The organism is Streptomyces flaveolus (genome assembly GCF_014648815.1).
Classification (GTDB): domain Bacteria; phylum Actinomycetota; class Actinomycetes; order Streptomycetales; family Streptomycetaceae; genus Streptomyces; species Streptomyces flaveolus.
Genome location: NZ_BMRV01000005.1, coordinates 233968 through 248134 on the forward strand (window position 1 = coordinate 233968; position 14167 = coordinate 248134).

12 protein-coding genes and 1 pseudogene are annotated in these 14167 nt (G+C 71.7%); 7 read left to right on the forward strand and 6 right to left on the reverse strand.

From position 1 onward, the window contains the following. Window positions 1-130: 130 nt before the first annotated feature. On the forward strand, window positions 131-2605 hold the full coding sequence (locus IEZ05_RS14820; RefSeq protein ID WP_189230558.1) for an alpha-L-arabinofuranosidase C-terminal domain-containing protein: 2475 nt from the start codon (window positions 131-133) through the stop codon (window positions 2603-2605). A gap of 43 nt (window positions 2606-2648) precedes the next feature. On the opposite strand, the gene IEZ05_RS14825 is transcribed toward IEZ05_RS14820, so the two are convergent. Continuing rightward, on the reverse strand, window positions 2649-3332 hold the full coding sequence (locus IEZ05_RS14825; RefSeq protein WP_189230559.1) for a hypothetical protein: 684 nt from the start codon (window positions 3330-3332) through the stop codon (window positions 2649-2651). A gap of 220 nt (window positions 3333-3552) precedes the next feature. Between IEZ05_RS14825 and argC the strand changes: the two genes are divergently transcribed. Genes argC through IEZ05_RS14850 form a run of 5 tightly spaced genes read left to right on the forward strand, consistent with a single transcriptional unit; the run spans window position 3553 to window position 8377 of the window. Then, window positions 3553-4581 carry an N-acetyl-gamma-glutamyl-phosphate reductase gene (gene argC / locus IEZ05_RS14830; protein ID WP_189230560.1) on the forward strand — a complete coding sequence of 343 codons (1029 nt, stop codon included), beginning with the start codon at window positions 3553-3555 and terminating at the stop codon, window positions 4579-4581. Continuing rightward, on the forward strand, window positions 4578-5729 hold the full coding sequence (gene argJ, locus IEZ05_RS14835; RefSeq protein ID WP_189230561.1) for a bifunctional glutamate N-acetyltransferase/amino-acid acetyltransferase ArgJ: 1152 nt from the start codon (window positions 4578-4580) through the stop codon (window positions 5727-5729). The genes argC and argJ overlap by 4 nt, the downstream gene beginning before the upstream one ends. After that, the gene (gene argB / locus IEZ05_RS14840; protein WP_189230562.1) at window positions 5726-6628 is read left to right on the forward strand and encodes an acetylglutamate kinase; all 903 of its coding nucleotides are present in this window, start codon (window positions 5726-5728) and stop codon (window positions 6626-6628) included. The genes argJ and argB overlap by 4 nt, the downstream gene beginning before the upstream one ends. Continuing rightward, window positions 6625-7830 (forward strand): acetylornithine transaminase, encoded by a 1206-nt coding sequence (locus IEZ05_RS14845; RefSeq protein ID WP_189230563.1) that lies wholly within the window; start codon window positions 6625-6627, stop codon window positions 7828-7830. The genes argB and IEZ05_RS14845 overlap by 4 nt, the downstream gene beginning before the upstream one ends. 7 nt (window positions 7831-7837) lie before the next feature. Then, window positions 7838-8377, forward strand: coding sequence for an arginine repressor (locus IEZ05_RS14850; protein ID WP_189230564.1), 540 nt, complete (start codon window positions 7838-7840; stop codon window positions 8375-8377). 170 nt (window positions 8378-8547) lie between these two features. Here IEZ05_RS14850 and IEZ05_RS14855 read toward each other — a convergent pair whose 3' ends face one another. The 5 genes and pseudogenes from IEZ05_RS14855 to IEZ05_RS14875 form a co-directional block, all read right to left on the reverse strand. After that, entirely contained in the window at window positions 8548-9285 is a 738-nt protein-coding gene (locus IEZ05_RS14855; protein ID WP_189230735.1) for an FAD:protein FMN transferase, read from the reverse strand. Window positions 9286-9349: 64 nt separating this feature from the next. Then, window positions 9350-9787 (reverse strand): annotated as a pseudogene (locus IEZ05_RS14860) (FMN-binding protein); the annotation flags it as partial. A 27-nt stretch (window positions 9788-9814) separates the two neighbouring features. Further along, on the reverse strand, window positions 9815-11197 hold the full coding sequence (locus IEZ05_RS14865) for a ferredoxin reductase family protein (RefSeq protein ID WP_189230565.1): 1383 nt from the start codon (window positions 11195-11197) through the stop codon (window positions 9815-9817). A gap of 75 nt (window positions 11198-11272) precedes the next feature. Further along, a complete protein-coding gene (locus IEZ05_RS14870; protein WP_189230566.1) occupies window positions 11273-11980 on the reverse strand; it encodes a L,D-transpeptidase family protein in 708 nt (235 codons plus the stop codon). Between the two features lie 3 nt (window positions 11981-11983). Next, on the reverse strand, window positions 11984-12571 hold the full coding sequence (locus IEZ05_RS14875; protein WP_189230567.1) for a pyridoxamine 5'-phosphate oxidase family protein: 588 nt from the start codon (window positions 12569-12571) through the stop codon (window positions 11984-11986). A 118-nt stretch (window positions 12572-12689) separates the two neighbouring features. On the opposite strand from IEZ05_RS14875, the gene argH reads away from it, so the two are divergent. Beyond that, the gene (gene argH / locus IEZ05_RS14880; RefSeq protein ID WP_189230568.1) at window positions 12690-14117 is read left to right on the forward strand and encodes an argininosuccinate lyase; all 1428 of its coding nucleotides are present in this window, start codon (window positions 12690-12692) and stop codon (window positions 14115-14117) included. Window positions 14118-14167 lie beyond the last annotated feature (50 nt).

Consider the following 14167-nt stretch of genomic DNA (forward strand, 5'->3'; position numbering starts at 1 on the left):
TGCCGCTCTCCGTCCCACGCATTACTGCGCGACCCATTGACGCGCATCCGCCCCCTCCCTATGTTGCCGTTCGAAGTGCTGATCAACGTCCGATATTTCGAACTACCCTAGTGAGAGCCGCGGAGTATCCATGTCACGCACCCGCCTGAGACTCGGTCTCGGCGCCACCGCCCTCCTGACCGCCACGGCCCTGCTGCCGTCCCCCGCCCACGCCGAAGCCGCCGCCGACTACACGATCACCGTCGACCCGGCCGCCACCGGCGCCGCGATCGACGACACGATGTACGGCGTCTTCTACGAGGACATCAACCGCGCCGCCGACGGAGGCCTGTACGCCGAACTGGTGCAGAACCGCTCCTTCGAGTACTCCACCGCGGACAACGGCTCGTACACGCCGCTCACCGCCTGGACGGCCGACGGCACGGCCGAGGTGCTGAACGACGACGGCAGGCTGAACGAGCGCAACCGCAACTACCTCTCCCTGGCCGCCGGTTCCTCGGTCACCAACGCCGGCTACAACACCGGCATCCGCGTCGAGGCGGGCAGGACGTACGACTTCTCGGTATGGGCCCGCGCCGAGAGCGGCACCACCCTCACCGTCTCCCTCCGGGACAGCGCGGGCACGCTCGCGAAGGTGGGCCAGGTGGCCGCCCGGGGCGTGTGGCGCAAGTACACCGCCACCTTCACCGCGACCCGCACCAGCAACCGCGGCCGGCTCGTCGTCGCCACCACCGCGCCGGCCGCCCTCGACATGGTGTCCCTCTTCCCCCGCGACACCTACAAGGGGCAGCCCAACGGTCTGCGCAAGGATCTCGCCGAGAAGATCGAGGCCCTGCACCCGGGCTTCCTGCGCTTCCCCGGCGGCTGCCTGGTCAACACCGGTTCCATGGAGGACTACAGCGCCGCCTCCGGCTGGCAGCGCAAGCGCTCCTACCAGTGGAAGGACACCATCGGCCCGGTCGAGGAGCGTGCCACCAACGCCAACTTCTGGGGCTACAACCAGAGCTACGGCCTCGGCTACTACGAGTACTTCCGCTTCGCCGAGGACATCGGCGCCATGCCGCTGCCCGTCGTGCCCGCCCTGGTCACCGGCTGCGGCCAGAACCGGGCCGTCGACGACGACGCGCTGCTGAAGCGGCACATCCAGGACACCCTGGACCTCATCGAGTTCGCCAACGGGCCCGTGACCTCCACCTGGGGCAAGAAGCGCGCCGAGATGGGCCACCCGAAGCCGTTCCACCTCACCCACCTCGAGGTCGGCAACGAGGAGAACCTCCCGGTCCAGTTCTTCGCCCGCTTCGAGAAGTTCCGCGCGGCCATCGAGGCGAAGTACCCGGACGTCACCGTCGTCTCCAACTCCGGACCCGACGACTCCGGTGCCACCTTCGACACCGCCTGGCAGCTCAACCGGGACGCCGGCGTCGCCATGGTCGACGAGCACTACTACAACAGCCCCGAGTGGTTCCTGCAGAACAACGACCGCTACGACTCCTACGACCGCAGCGGCCCGAAGGTCTTCCTCGGCGAGTACGCCTCCCAGGGCAACGCCTGGAAGAACGCCCTGGCCGAAGCCGCCTTCATGACCGGCCTGGAGCGCAACGCCGACGTCGTCAAGCTCGCCTCCTACGCCCCGCTGCTCGCCAACGAGGACTACGTGCAGTGGCGCCCGGACCTGATCTGGTTCAACAACCGCGCCTCCTGGAACTCGGCCAACTACGAGGTCCAGAAGCTCTTCATGAACAACACCGGCGACCGTGTGGTCCCCTCCAAGGCCACCGGCACCCCGGCCGTCAGCGGTCCCATCACCGGCGCCGTCGGCCTGTCGACCTGGGCGACCAGCGCGGCCTACGACGACGTGAAGGTGACCTCGGCCGACGGGCGGACCCTGCTCTCCGACGACTTCTCCCATGACGCCTCGCAGTGGACGCACAGCGGCGCCGGGGCCTGGACCGTCCAGGACGGGCAGTACGTGCAGACCGACGCCGCCGCCGAGAACACCCTGGTCACGGCGGGCGACCCGGCCTGGCAGAACTACGACCTGCACGTGAAGGCCACCAAGAAGTCCGGCAAGGAGGGCTTCCTCGTCGCCTTCGGCGTCAAGGACACCGGCAACTACTACTGGTGGAACCTGGGCGGCTGGAACAACACCCAGTCCGCCGTCGAACAGGCCTCGGACGGCGGCAAGTCGACGCTGCTGACCAAGGCCGGGTCGATCGAGACGGGCCGTGCCTACGACATCGACATCAAGGTCCGGGGCCGTCAGGTCACCCTCTACCTCGACGGCGAGGAGTGGGGCGGCTTCACCGACGACAAGCCGGCCGAGCCGTTCCGCCAGATCGTCACGAAGGACGCGCGGAACGGCGAGCTGATCGTCAAGGTCGTCAACGCCCAGGACACGGCGGCCCGCACGGCCGTCGACCTCGGCGGCGCCAAGGTCGCCTCCAAGGCGCGGGTCACCACCCTGGCGGCCGACCAGGACGCCGTGAACACCGAGACGGACGCACCGGTGACCCCGGTGACGTCGACCTTCTCGGGGGTGGCGGGGAAGTTCACGTACACCTTCCCGGCCAACTCGGTGACGTTCCTGCGGATCAAGCAGCGGTAGCGGGGGCCCCGGACCGCGCGGCCTCCTGGCGGGTGCCGCGCGGTCACCGCTCCTTGCGGCGCCCGAACCGGCCCCGTCCCCCGGGACGCTGCGGCGGCTCGGGGGCATGAGGCGGCTGCGGTGCGTGGGGCGCCGCCGGTCCCGCGAACGGCGGCAGGATCTTGAACCGTTCGTCCAGCGTGACCGTCGGCGTGATCCGGTCCAGTGCGGCCCGGACCAGGGTGAGCGGGTGGTCGGGGAAGTGCGCGTCCCACGACGCGTCGTCGGCCACGTGGTGCGGAAGCCCGCCGGTCACCCCGGGGGCGTAGGGGTGGGGCCGGAAGTAGTCGGACGGCCCCACCCGCGCCATCACCGTCGCCTCCCGTATCCCGGTCGTCGCACCCTCCGCCGCCTGCACCTTCAGGACCGTGCTGCACGCGGCCTTCGGCACCGTCCACGAGCCGAGGAACACCTGGCCGTGTCCGTTCGGCCGCGGCACCTTGATCAGCTGCCGGACCGCCGGCACACCGTCCACCGTGCCGTCCAGCGCCTCGATCAGCGCGCCGCCCGCCCCCGCCACGCCGTGGGCGAGACCGATGCGCAGGGGCACGGGCGCGTCGAGCGGGGCCGGAAGGTCCGGGACGAGGGGGAAGAAGTGGATCGACAGCACCGTCCCGTGCGCGTCGGTCCACACCCCCGGCTCGCGCTCGGTGAAGCCGGTCAGGTCCATGCCGGTGATCGGAGTCATGCGGCTCATCATCGCGGACGCGTGTGCCGCCCCGGGCGGGCGGGGCGAGCGGCCGTCGGCCCCCGGAACCCCCCGACGGATGTGCGGTCGACCGCCCCTCACAGTTCCTCACCGGACTCGCTCCGCTTCCATGGTGGCAACGGGCCGGGCCGCCTTGTCACGGCGTTGCATAAACGTGCAGCGAAACGTATAGTCATGCCATCCAGGAGGAGGGTTTTCCATGGCGGTACGTGCGGCGGTGGCCGGAGCGAGTGGGTACGCGGGCGGAGAGCTGCTGCGTCTGCTCCTCGCGCACCCCGAGATCGAGATCGGCGCCCTGACCGGCAACTCCAACGCCGGACAGCGGCTCGGCGCGCTGCAGCCGCACCTGCTGCCGCTGGCCGACCGCGTCCTGGAGGCGACGACGCCCGAGGCGCTCGCCGGGCACGACGTCGTGTTCCTCGCGCTGCCGCACGGCCAGTCCGCCGCCGTCGCCGAGCGGCTCGGCCCGGACGTGCTGGTCGTGGACATGGGCGCCGACTTCCGGCTGAAGGACGCCGGTGACTGGGAGAGGTTCTACGGCTCCCCGCACGCCGGTACCTGGCCCTACGGCCTCCCCGAACTGCCGGGTTGCCGCGCCGCGCTGGAGGGGTCCAAGCGCATCGCGGTGCCCGGTTGCTACCCGACCGCCGTGTCGCTCGCGCTCTTCCCGGCCTACGCCGCCGGCCTCGCCGAGCCCGAGGCCGTGATCGTCGCCGCCTCCGGCACCTCAGGGGCGGGCAAGGCGGCCAAGCCCCACCTGCTGGGCAGCGAGGTGATGGGCTCCATGTCGCCCTACGGCGTCGGCGGCGGCCACCGGCACACCCCCGAGATGATCCAGAACCTCGGCGCGGTCGCCGGCGAGCCGGTCTCCGTCTCCTTCACGCCGACCCTCGCGCCGATGCCCCGCGGCATCCTCGCCACCTGCAGCGCGAAGGCGAAGGACGGAGTGAGCGCCGAATCCGTTCGCGCGGCCTACGAGAAGGCCTTCGCCGACGAGCCGTTCGTGCACCTGCTGCCCGACGGGCAGTGGCCCGCGACCGCCTCCGTGTACGGCTCGAACGCCGTCCAGGTGCAGGTCGCGTACGACGCCGCCGCGGGCCGTGTCATCGCCATCAGCGCCATCGACAACCTGGCCAAGGGCACCGCGGGCGGTGCCGTCCAGAGCATGAACATCGCCCTGGGTCTCGACGAGACCACCGGACTGACGACGATCGGAGTTGCGCCGTGAGTGTGACGGCAGCAAAGGGATTCACGGCGGCGGGCATCGCCGCCGGGATCAAGGAGAACGGCAACCCCGACCTGGCCCTCGTGGTCAACACCGGCCCCCGACGCTCCGCCGCGGGCGTCTTCACCGCCAACCGCGTCAAGGCCGCGCCGGTCCTGTGGTCCGAGCAGGTCCTCAAGAGCGGTGAGCTGACCGCCGTCGTCCTCAACTCCGGCGGCGCGAACGCCTGCACCGGTCCCAAGGGCTTCCAGGACACCCACGCCACCGCGGAGAAGGCGGCCGAGGTGCTCGGCACGGGCGCGGGTGAGGTCGCCGTCTGCTCGACGGGCCTCATCGGCGTCCTGCTGCCCATGGACAAGCTGCTCCCCGGCGTCGAGACCGCCGCCGGTCAGCTCTCCGAGCACGGCGGCGAGAAGGCCGCCATCGCCATCAAGACCACCGACACCGTGCACAAGACGTCCGTGGTGACCAAGGACGGCTGGACCGTCGGCGGCATGGCCAAGGGCGCCGGCATGCTCGCCCCGGGCCTCGCCACCATGCTGGTCGTGATCACCACCGACGCCGACCTGGAGACCGAGGTCCTCGACCGCGCCCTGCGCGCCGCCACCAAGGTCACCTTCGACCGGGTCGACTCCGACGGCTGCATGTCCACCAACGACACCGTGCTGCTGCTCGCCTCCGGTGCCTCCGGCGCCACCCCCGAGTACGCCGAGTTCGCCGAGGCCGTCCGCACCGTCTGCGACGACCTCGGCCAGCAGCTCATCCGGGACGCCGAGGGCGCCAGCAAGGACATCAAGGTCGAGGTCGTGAACGCCGCGACCGAGGAGGACGCCGTCCAGGTGGGCCGCACCATCGCCCGCAACAACCTCCTCAAGTGCGCCATCCACGGCGAGGACCCCAACTGGGGCCGCGTGCTCGCCGCGATCGGCACCACCGACGCCGCCTTCGAGCCCGATCGGCTGAACGTCGCCATCAACGGCGTCTGGGTCTGCAAGAACGGCGGCGTCGGCGAGGACCGCGAGCTGGTCGACATGCGCTACCGCGAGGTCCACATCGTCGCCGATCTCGCCGCCGGCGACGCCACCGCGACCATCTGGACCAACGACCTCACCGCCGACTACGTCCACGAGAACAGCGCGTACTCCTCATGAGCACTACCCGGAAGCACACCGCCCTCCCGAAGGCGCAGATCCTCATCGAGGCGCTGCCGTGGCTGGTCCGGCACAACGGCAAGACCGTCGTCATCAAGTTCGGCGGGAACGCCATGGTCGACGAGGACCTGAAGGCCGCGTTCGCCCAGGACGTCGTCTTCCTGCACCACGCCGGTCTCAAGCCCGTCGTCGTACACGGTGGCGGCCCCCAGATCAGCGCCGCCCTCGACAAGCACGGCATCGTCAGCGAGTTCAAGGCCGGCCTGCGCGTCACCACCGAGGACGCCATGGACGTCGTACGGATGGTGCTGGCCGGGCAGGTGCAGCGCGAACTGGTCGGGCTGCTCAACCAGCACGGCCCGCTCGCCGTCGGCCTCACCGGCGAGGACGCGCACACCATCACCGCCACCAGGCACCAGCCGGAGATCGACGGCGAGCCGGTCGACATCGGACGGGTCGGCGAGATCACCCAGATCGACACCGGAGCCATCGAGGCCCTGCTCGCCGACGGCCGCATCCCGGTCGTCTCCTCGATCGCCCGTTCCCAGGACGACGGACATGTCTACAACGTCAATGCTGATACGGCGGCTGCGGCACTCGCTGCGGCGCTCGGCGCCGAGACTCTCATGGTCCTCACCGACGTCGAGGGCCTCTACGAGGACTGGCCGAACTCCGACGAGGTGATCAGCCGCCTCACCGCGTCCCAGCTCGAGAAACTGCTGCCCGAGCTGTCCAGCGGCATGGTGCCGAAGATGGAGGGCTGCCTGCACGCCGTACGCAACGGCGTCACCACCGCCCGCGTCATCGACGGCCGGGTCCAGCACTCGATCCTGCTGGAGATCTTCACCGACGAGGGCATCGGCACGATGGTCGTGCCGGACGAACAGGGGGAGTCGTGAGCAACGAGGAACTGACCGCCCGGTGGCAGGGCGCGCTCATGAACAACTACGGCACGCCCCGCCTGCCCCTGGTACGCGGCGAGGGTTCCCGGCTCTGGGACGCCGACGGCACGGAGTACCTCGACTTCGTCGGCGGCATCGCGGTCAACGCCCTCGGCCACGCCCACCCGGCGGTCGTCGACGCCGTGAGCCGGCAGATCGCCTCCCTCGGCCACGTCTCCAACCTCTTCGTCGCCGAGCCGCCCGTCGCGCTCGCCGAACGGCTGCTCCAGCACTTCGGCCGCGACGGCAGGGTCTACTTCTGCAACTCCGGCGCCGAGGCCAACGAGGGCGCCTTCAAGATCGGCCGGCTCACGGGACGGCCGCACATGGTCGCGACCGAGGGCGGCTTCCACGGCCGCACCATGGGCGCCCTGGCGCTGACCGGGCAGCCCGGCAAGCAGGAGCCGTTCCTGCCGCTGCCCGGCGACGTCACGCACGTCCCGTACGGCGACGCCCAGGCGCTGGCCGCCGCGGTCACCGAGGACACCGCCCTCGTGATCATCGAGCCGGTCCAGGGCGAGAACGGCGTCGTCGTCCCGCCGCCCGGCTATCTGAAGGCGGCGCGGGCCATCACCGCGGCCACCGGTGCCCTGCTGGTGCTGGACGAGGTGCAGACCGGCATCGGGCGGACCGGGCACTGGTTCGAGTACCAGGCCCACGAGGGCGTCCTGCCGGACGTCGTCACCCTCGCGAAGGGCCTCGGCGGCGGACTGCCGCTGGGCGCGACGGTCGCCTTCGGACGCGCCGCCGATCTCCTCCAGCCCGGCCAGCACGGCACGACCTTCGGCGGCAACCCCGTCGCCTGTGCCGCCGGCCTCGCCGTGCTGGACACCATCGCGGGCGAGGGGCTGCTGGACAACGTCAAGCGGCAGAGCGAGAAACTCCGCGGCGGCGTCGAGGCCCTCGGCCACCCGCTCGTCGCCCACGTCAGGGGCGCCGGACTGCTCCTGGGTATCGTGCTCACCGAGCCGCTCGCGCCCACAGTGCAGCAGGCGGCTCAGGACGCCGGAATCCTCGTGAACGCGCCCGCACCCGATGTCGTACGGCTGATGCCCGCGCTGAATCTCGGCGACGACGTGGTGGACGCGTTCCTCGGGGCGCTGCCCGGCATCCTTGACCAGGCCCACGAGGCCCACGGGGACGGACGATCCGGAGAATGAGACGACGATGAGCCAGGCGCAGGAGCACGAGCAGACCAACGGGCCTGCCGTACCGCAGACCCGCACCGCACGCCACCGCCGGATCGTGGACATCCTCAACCGGCAGGCGGTGCGCTCGCAGAGCCAGCTGGCGAAGCTGCTCGCCGACGACGGGCTGACCGTCACGCAGGCGACGCTCTCCCGGGATCTGGACGAGCTGAACGCGGTGAAGATCCGCAACAACGACGGCGACCTCATCTACGCGGTGCCCAGCGAGGGCGGTTTCCGTACCCCGCGGGCGCCGCTCGGGGAGTCGGCGAAGGAGGAGCGGATGCGGCGGCTCTCCGCGGAGCTGCTGATCTCCGCGGAGGCGTCGGCGAACCTCGTGGTCCTGCGGACCCCGCCGGGGGCGGCGCAGTTCCTCGCCTCGGCCATCGACCAGGCGGAGCTGCACGACATCCTGGGGACGATCGCGGGTGACGACACGTTGCTGCTGATCAGCAGGGAGCCGACGGGCGGTCAGGCGCTGGCGGATCACTTGCTGAGGTTGGCCCAGAACGGGCATTGAGCGCCGCGGGGCTTCGGTTCGTCGGCAGGGCGCGGGTGGCCGGTGGCTGGTCGCGCAGTTCCCCGCGCCCCTGAGGCGTTGCATGACGGCCGGCCGCAGCGGCACCCCGCGAACGCGGCGAGTGAGACGCCGGTACCTGAGCCGAGGCACCCTTCACCCGCCGACCCCGCTCACCCCAGCCAACCCGCCAGCCCCCCGGTGCACCGCACCTCGTCCCCTGCGGTCATCAACAGCCCCTCCACCCCGTCGAGCGACTCCAGCCACCGCAACCCCTCCCGCGACCCCATCGCGAACGCCGCCGTGGCCCAGCAGTCCGCCCACGTCAGCCGCGGCGCCACCACCGTCACCGCCACCAGGTCCGTCACCGCGGAGCGCCCGGTGCGCGGATCGACGATGTGCGCACCCCGCTCCGCCGTCCCGGACGTGGCGACGGCCAGCTCCCTCGCCCCGGACGCGGAGACGACGGCCGCGAGTCCGCCCGGCCGCAGCGGATCCGCCACCCCCACCCGCCACGGCCGCCGCGCCCCCGGCGTCCCGAGCATCTGCACGTCGCCGCCCCCGTTGACGCTGACGCCGCTCGCCCCCGCCCCCGCGACCAGCCGGGCCGCGCGCTCCACCGCCCAGCCCTTGACGATCCCGGTCGGGTCGAGCCGCCCCCGGTACGACGGACTGAACCAGCCGCCGCTCACGCGCTCCGCCTCCGCGGCCAGCTCCAGCACCTCGGCGACCTCGGGCGCGCACTGCGCGAGGGTCAGCTCGCCGCACGCCAGCCGGGAGACCTGGCTGTCCTCCCGGTAGGTGCTGAACACCTTGTTTACCCGGTGCAGCCCGGCGACCGCCTGGTCGAGCGCCGCCCGTACGGCCGCGGGTTCCCCGCCGCGGACGTCGAAGGAGAAGACGGTCCCCATCGTCTCCACCACCCGACGCACCGCGGCGGGAGCCTGTGCGGGTTCGGCCACCGTGTCAGTCACCGGCCCGGTCCAGCGCCGACTGCAGGGACTGCCGGTACCCGGCGCTGGTGTAGGTCGCCCCGGAGACGGCGTCGATGTCGGCGTTGCCGGCCGTCGCAGCCGCCTGGTTGAGCTTGGGCACGGCGTCGGCGGTGATCTGGTCGCTGCGTCCGCCCCTGGGCGCCTGGACGGCCTCGGCCGCGGTGATCCGGCCGCCGCTGACGGTGACCCGGACCTGGACCGGGCCGTACTGGGTGTCGGCCACGTCGCCGGTGACCGTACCCGCCCCCGCGCCCCGCCCGCCCTGCGGCGACTGCGCGGCCACCGGCGGCGCGGCGCCGCCCGCCGCCGAGGCGGAAGCCGGGTCGGACGCCGGCTTCAGCGACAGCAGCAGCACGATCCCGGACACGGTCGCCGCACCGGCGAGCACGGCACGCCGTACGGGGTGGCTCTTCCTCATCTCCGCTGAGCTCCTGACGTCCGTCGCTCACATCGCGAACGACTCGTGGTGGATACGACGGGCAGGGACTCCGGCGCCGCGCAGTGCCTCGTACACCGACTGGGCGAAACCGGGCGGCCCGCACAGGAAGACGTCGTGGCGGTCGACGTCCGGGATCTTGCGGCTCAGGCTCTCCGCGGAGATGTCCGGCCGTTCCCCGTCCGGGCTGTTGACCGCGTACATCAGCCGGGCCCCGCGCTCGTCGGCGATCCGGGCGAGCTCGTCCCACAGCGCGAGGTCCTGGGTGCTGTTGGCCCGGTACAGCAGGGTGAGGTCACCGGACGCGCCGGGCAGCGTCTCGAACAGCGCCCGCATCGGCGTGATCCCGACCCCGCCTGCGACCAGCAGCACCTTGCCGCGGCTGCGGCGCTGGGCGGTCAGGGCGCCGTAGGGGCCCTCCGCCCACACCCGGGTGCCGGGGGTCAGCTCGCGCAGCCGGGCGCTGTGGTCGCCGATCGCCTTCACGGTGATCCTCAGCATGTCCGGGCGCGGCGCCGCCGACAGCGAGTACGGGTGGGAGCTGAACCGCATGCCCGGGGCCAGGAACCGCCAGCGGAAGAACTGCCCGGCCTCCGCCCCCATCCGGTGCAGCCGGCGCCCGCCGATCAGCACCGACACGATCCCGGGCGTCTCCTCGATCACCGCCTCGACGCGCAGCCGGTGCCGCAGGTTGAGACGCAGCGGGGTCAGGACGCGGTACCAGAGCACCAGCGCGGTCACCGTCCCGTACAGCGCGTACCAGACGGTCCCGGCGACCGGCTCGACGGCGAAGTCGTTGCCGGTGGCCAGCTGGTGCCAGAAGGTCAGGAACACCGCCGCGTAGGTGAGCAGGTGCACGTGGTACCAGACGTCGTACGGGATCCGGCGGCGCACCGGGCCCATGGAGAGCAGCCCGATGAGCACGAACAGCGCGGTGCCGATGGCCGCCTTGCCCATGTCCGGCAGCTGGGTGACCGAGTCGACCGTCTGCTGGACGATGCCGCCGAAACCCAGGCCGGCCTGCGCCGCGTAGCCCCACATGATCAGGACGATGTGCGCGAGGACCAGGCAGAGCGTGTAGCGGCCGGTCATGGCGTGCCAGCGGGCCACCCGGTCGGAGCCCACCCGCCGCTCCAGTGCGGGCACCCGGGCCATCTGGAGCACCACCAGCGCCATGAGGTACCCGGCGAGCAGTCCGGTGATCCGGCCCGCGTTGAGGATCTTCCCGGTGTCGTCGGTGATGGCGGGCGTGTTGCGCCACCACAGCCACAACACGCCCGCCGCGCCCGCCCACACGGCGAGCAGCAGGGGGACGGCCGGGGATCGGCGCGGGCGGATGCGCCGCATCGTCTGGCGGCGGGCGGCACGGCCGCCGGCGAGCGTGGTGGTCACGGTTCCTCCGTGGGGACTTGACCCTTGGCCCACAGATACGCACCGCTCCGCCCGGATGTTCAGCCCGCGCGGTACTCAGTAGCGGGTCACCGCGGTCGCCCCGCCCGACGTGCCGATCGCGATGTGCGGCCGGGCCCCCGGGTCGGCCCACCGCAGGATCCGGCGCATCGCGTCCGCCGGCACCGACACGCAGCCGGCCGTCGCCCCGCGCCCGTGCACGTGCAGGAAGATGCCCGCACCCCGCCCGCGCACCGGACGGTCGTAGTTGAAGCCGACGACCAGGGCGTGCGCGTACTGCGCCGGGTAGGTGATCAGGTGCTCGGCCTCGGTGGCGCGGCAGTCGGCGGGAAGCGGTTCGGCCCAGCGGTTGTAGGCAGGGGAGACGTTGTCCTGGCACCACCAGGAGTCCTCCCGCACCGGACGGTAGGGGTACGCCGTCCCGCGCGGCGGGGCCTGGATGCCGAAGGCGTACGGCAGGTCGTACAGGCCGGTCGGGGTGGTGTTCGTGCCCTGGGTGCGCGTCGCGCCGTCCGCCAGCCCCTTCGCCCCGAAACGGGCGGGCGCCGAGCCGGTCTTCGTCCAGCGGCCGCCCCTGCGGTCCCACCAGCTGACGGTGCCCGTGGTCGAGCCGGTGCCCGGGGCGATCGCGGTGATCAGCTGGGTGCCGCCGCCGGTGTCCGCCATGCGGGCCGGCAGCGGCCGGGGCGCCGGCCCGGAAGCGGGCGCGGCTCCCAGGACGAGGGCGGACAGGGCGAGGAGGGCGGCAAGGGCACCGGGGCGCATGGCTCAGACCGTAGACGGGGGCAGCGGCAACGGCAGCCCGGGAAGGCCGTCCATGCTCGTCGCGATGTGCTCCTTCTTGGTGAAGTACGCGCTGAGCGAGGCGTCGTCCTCCCGCGCGAACCGCTTCGCGTGCAGATCCCGGTCACTCTCGTACGTCATGAAGGGGACGGCGTATCCGCAGGTGTCGCGGATGAGTTCGGCGGTCACGACGATGACGGCGCGCAGTCCGTGCGCGCTCGGGTCGATGCCGGGGAAGCGGGCCAGCAGTTCCGGCAAGCGCGGGTCGTCGCGGAAGACCGGCTCCCCGCGGCCGTGCACCCGGACGATGTTCGGCGGTCCCTGGAAGGCGCACCACATGAGGGTGATCCGGCCGTTCTCCCGCAGGTGGGCGATGGTCTCGGCGTTGGACCCGGCGAAATCGAGGTAGGCCACGGTGCGTTCGTCGAGCACCGCGAAGGAGCCCGTGAGTCCCTTGGGGGAGAGGTTGACCGTCCCGTCGCCGCTCAGCGGTGCGGTAGCGGTGAAGAAAAGGGGCTGCGCCTCGATGAACGTGCGGAGGCGGCCGTCTATGCGTTCATAAGTCTTTCCCATGTCTAACGATTATGGGTCGCGGGGCCCGGCGCGTCCCGGGGACCTGTGAGATTGACGAATCATGCAGAGTTCTGCATACTCATGCAGGCCAGTGATTGCACGGTGAGGAGCGACACGAGTGAGCAGCAACAACGGTGACGTACGGCTCTGGGGCGGCCGTTTCGCCGACGGTCCCGCCGAGGCCCTGGCGAAGCTGTCCGCGTCCGTCCACTTCGACTGGCGGCTCGCCCCCTACGACATCGCCGGCTCGCGTGCCCACGCGCGCGTGCTGCACCAGGCGGGTCTGCTCACCGAGGACGAGCTGACCCGGATGATCGCCGGACTCGACCGGCTCGAGGCGGACGTCGCCGACGGCTCCTTCACCGGCACCATCGCCGACGAGGACGTCCACACGGCCCTGGAGCGCGGCCTGCTGGAGCGCCTCGGCCCCGACCTCGGCGGCAAGCTGCGCGCCGGGCGGTCCCGCAACGACCAGGTCGCCACCCTCTTCCGGATGTACCTGCGCGACCACGCCCGCACGGTCGGCGGCCTGATCGCCGACCTCCAGGACGCCCTGATCGGCCTCGCCGAGGCCCACCCGGACGTGGCGATGCCCGGCCGCACCCACCTCCAGCACGCCCAGCCCGTGCTCTTCGCCCACCACGTCCTCGCCCACGTCCAGGCGCTGTCCCGGGACGCGGAGCGGCTGCGCCAGTGGGACGAGCGGACGGCCGTCTCGCCGTACGGTTCGGGAGCGCTCGCGGGCAGCAGCCTCGGTCTCGACCCGGAGGCGGTCGCCCGCGACCTCGGCTTCGAGCACGGCAGCGCAGGCAACTCCATCGACGGCACGGCCTCCCGGGACTTCGTCGCCGAGTTCGCCTTCATCACCGCGATGATCGGCGTGAACGTCTCCCGCATCGCCGAGGAGATCATCATCTGGAACACGAAGGAGTTCTCCTTCGTGACCCTGCACGACGCCTTCTCCACCGGCTCGTCGATCATGCCGCAGAAGAAGAACCCGGACATCGCCGAGCTGGCCCGCGGCAAGTCCGGCCGCCTCATCGGCAACCTGACCGGCCTGATGGCCACCCTCAAGGCCCTCCCGCTCGCGTACAACCGTGACCTCCAGGAGGACAAGGAGCCGGTCTTCGACTCCATCGACCAGCTCGAGGTCCTGCTGCCGGCCTTCACCGGCATGATGGCCACCCTCACCGTGCACCGCGAGCGCATGGAGGAGCTGGCCCCGGCCGGGTTCTCGCTCGCCACCGACATCGCCGAGTGGCTGGTCAAGCAGGGCGTGCCGTTCCGGGTCGCGCACGAGGTGGCCGGCGAGTGCGTGAAGGTCGCCGAGGCCGAGGGCAAGGAGCTGGACGAGCTGACGGACGAGCAGTTCGCGAAGATCTCCGCGCATCTGACCCCCGAGGTCCGCTCGGTGCTCAACGTCCCCGGCGCCCTCGCCTCCCGCAGCGGTCGCGGCGGCACGGCCCCCAGCGCGGTCGCCGTACAGCTCGCCGAGGTGAAGGCGGACGTGGCCGGCCAGCACGAGTGGGCGAACGCCAAGAAGTAGCAGCCGGTGTGCCCGAGGGGCATCGCGGTTACGTTGGTCGGCAGCAGTAC

Excerpts from the sequence above, each read along its gene's own strand:
- IEZ05_RS14820 (WP_189230558.1), top strand. The coding sequence starts at position 131 with ATGTCACGCACCCGCCTGAGACTCGGTCTCGGCGCCACCGCCCTCCTG.
- IEZ05_RS14825 (WP_189230559.1), bottom strand. The coding sequence starts at position 3,332 with ATGACTCCGATCACCGGCATGGACCTGACCGGCTTCACCGAGCGCGAG.
- argC (WP_189230560.1), top strand. The coding sequence starts at position 3,553 with ATGGCGGTACGTGCGGCGGTGGCCGGAGCGAGTGGGTACGCGGGCGGA.
- argB (WP_189230562.1), top strand. The coding sequence starts at position 5,726 with ATGAGCACTACCCGGAAGCACACCGCCCTCCCGAAGGCGCAGATCCTC.
- IEZ05_RS14850 (WP_189230564.1), top strand. The coding sequence starts at position 7,838 with ATGAGCCAGGCGCAGGAGCACGAGCAGACCAACGGGCCTGCCGTACCG.
- IEZ05_RS14855 (WP_189230735.1), bottom strand. The coding sequence starts at position 9,285 with ATGGGGACCGTCTTCTCCTTCGACGTCCGCGGCGGGGAACCCGCGGCC.
- IEZ05_RS14870 (WP_189230566.1), bottom strand. The coding sequence starts at position 11,980 with ATGCGCCCCGGTGCCCTTGCCGCCCTCCTCGCCCTGTCCGCCCTCGTC.
- IEZ05_RS14875 (WP_189230567.1), bottom strand. The coding sequence starts at position 12,571 with ATGGGAAAGACTTATGAACGCATAGACGGCCGCCTCCGCACGTTCATC.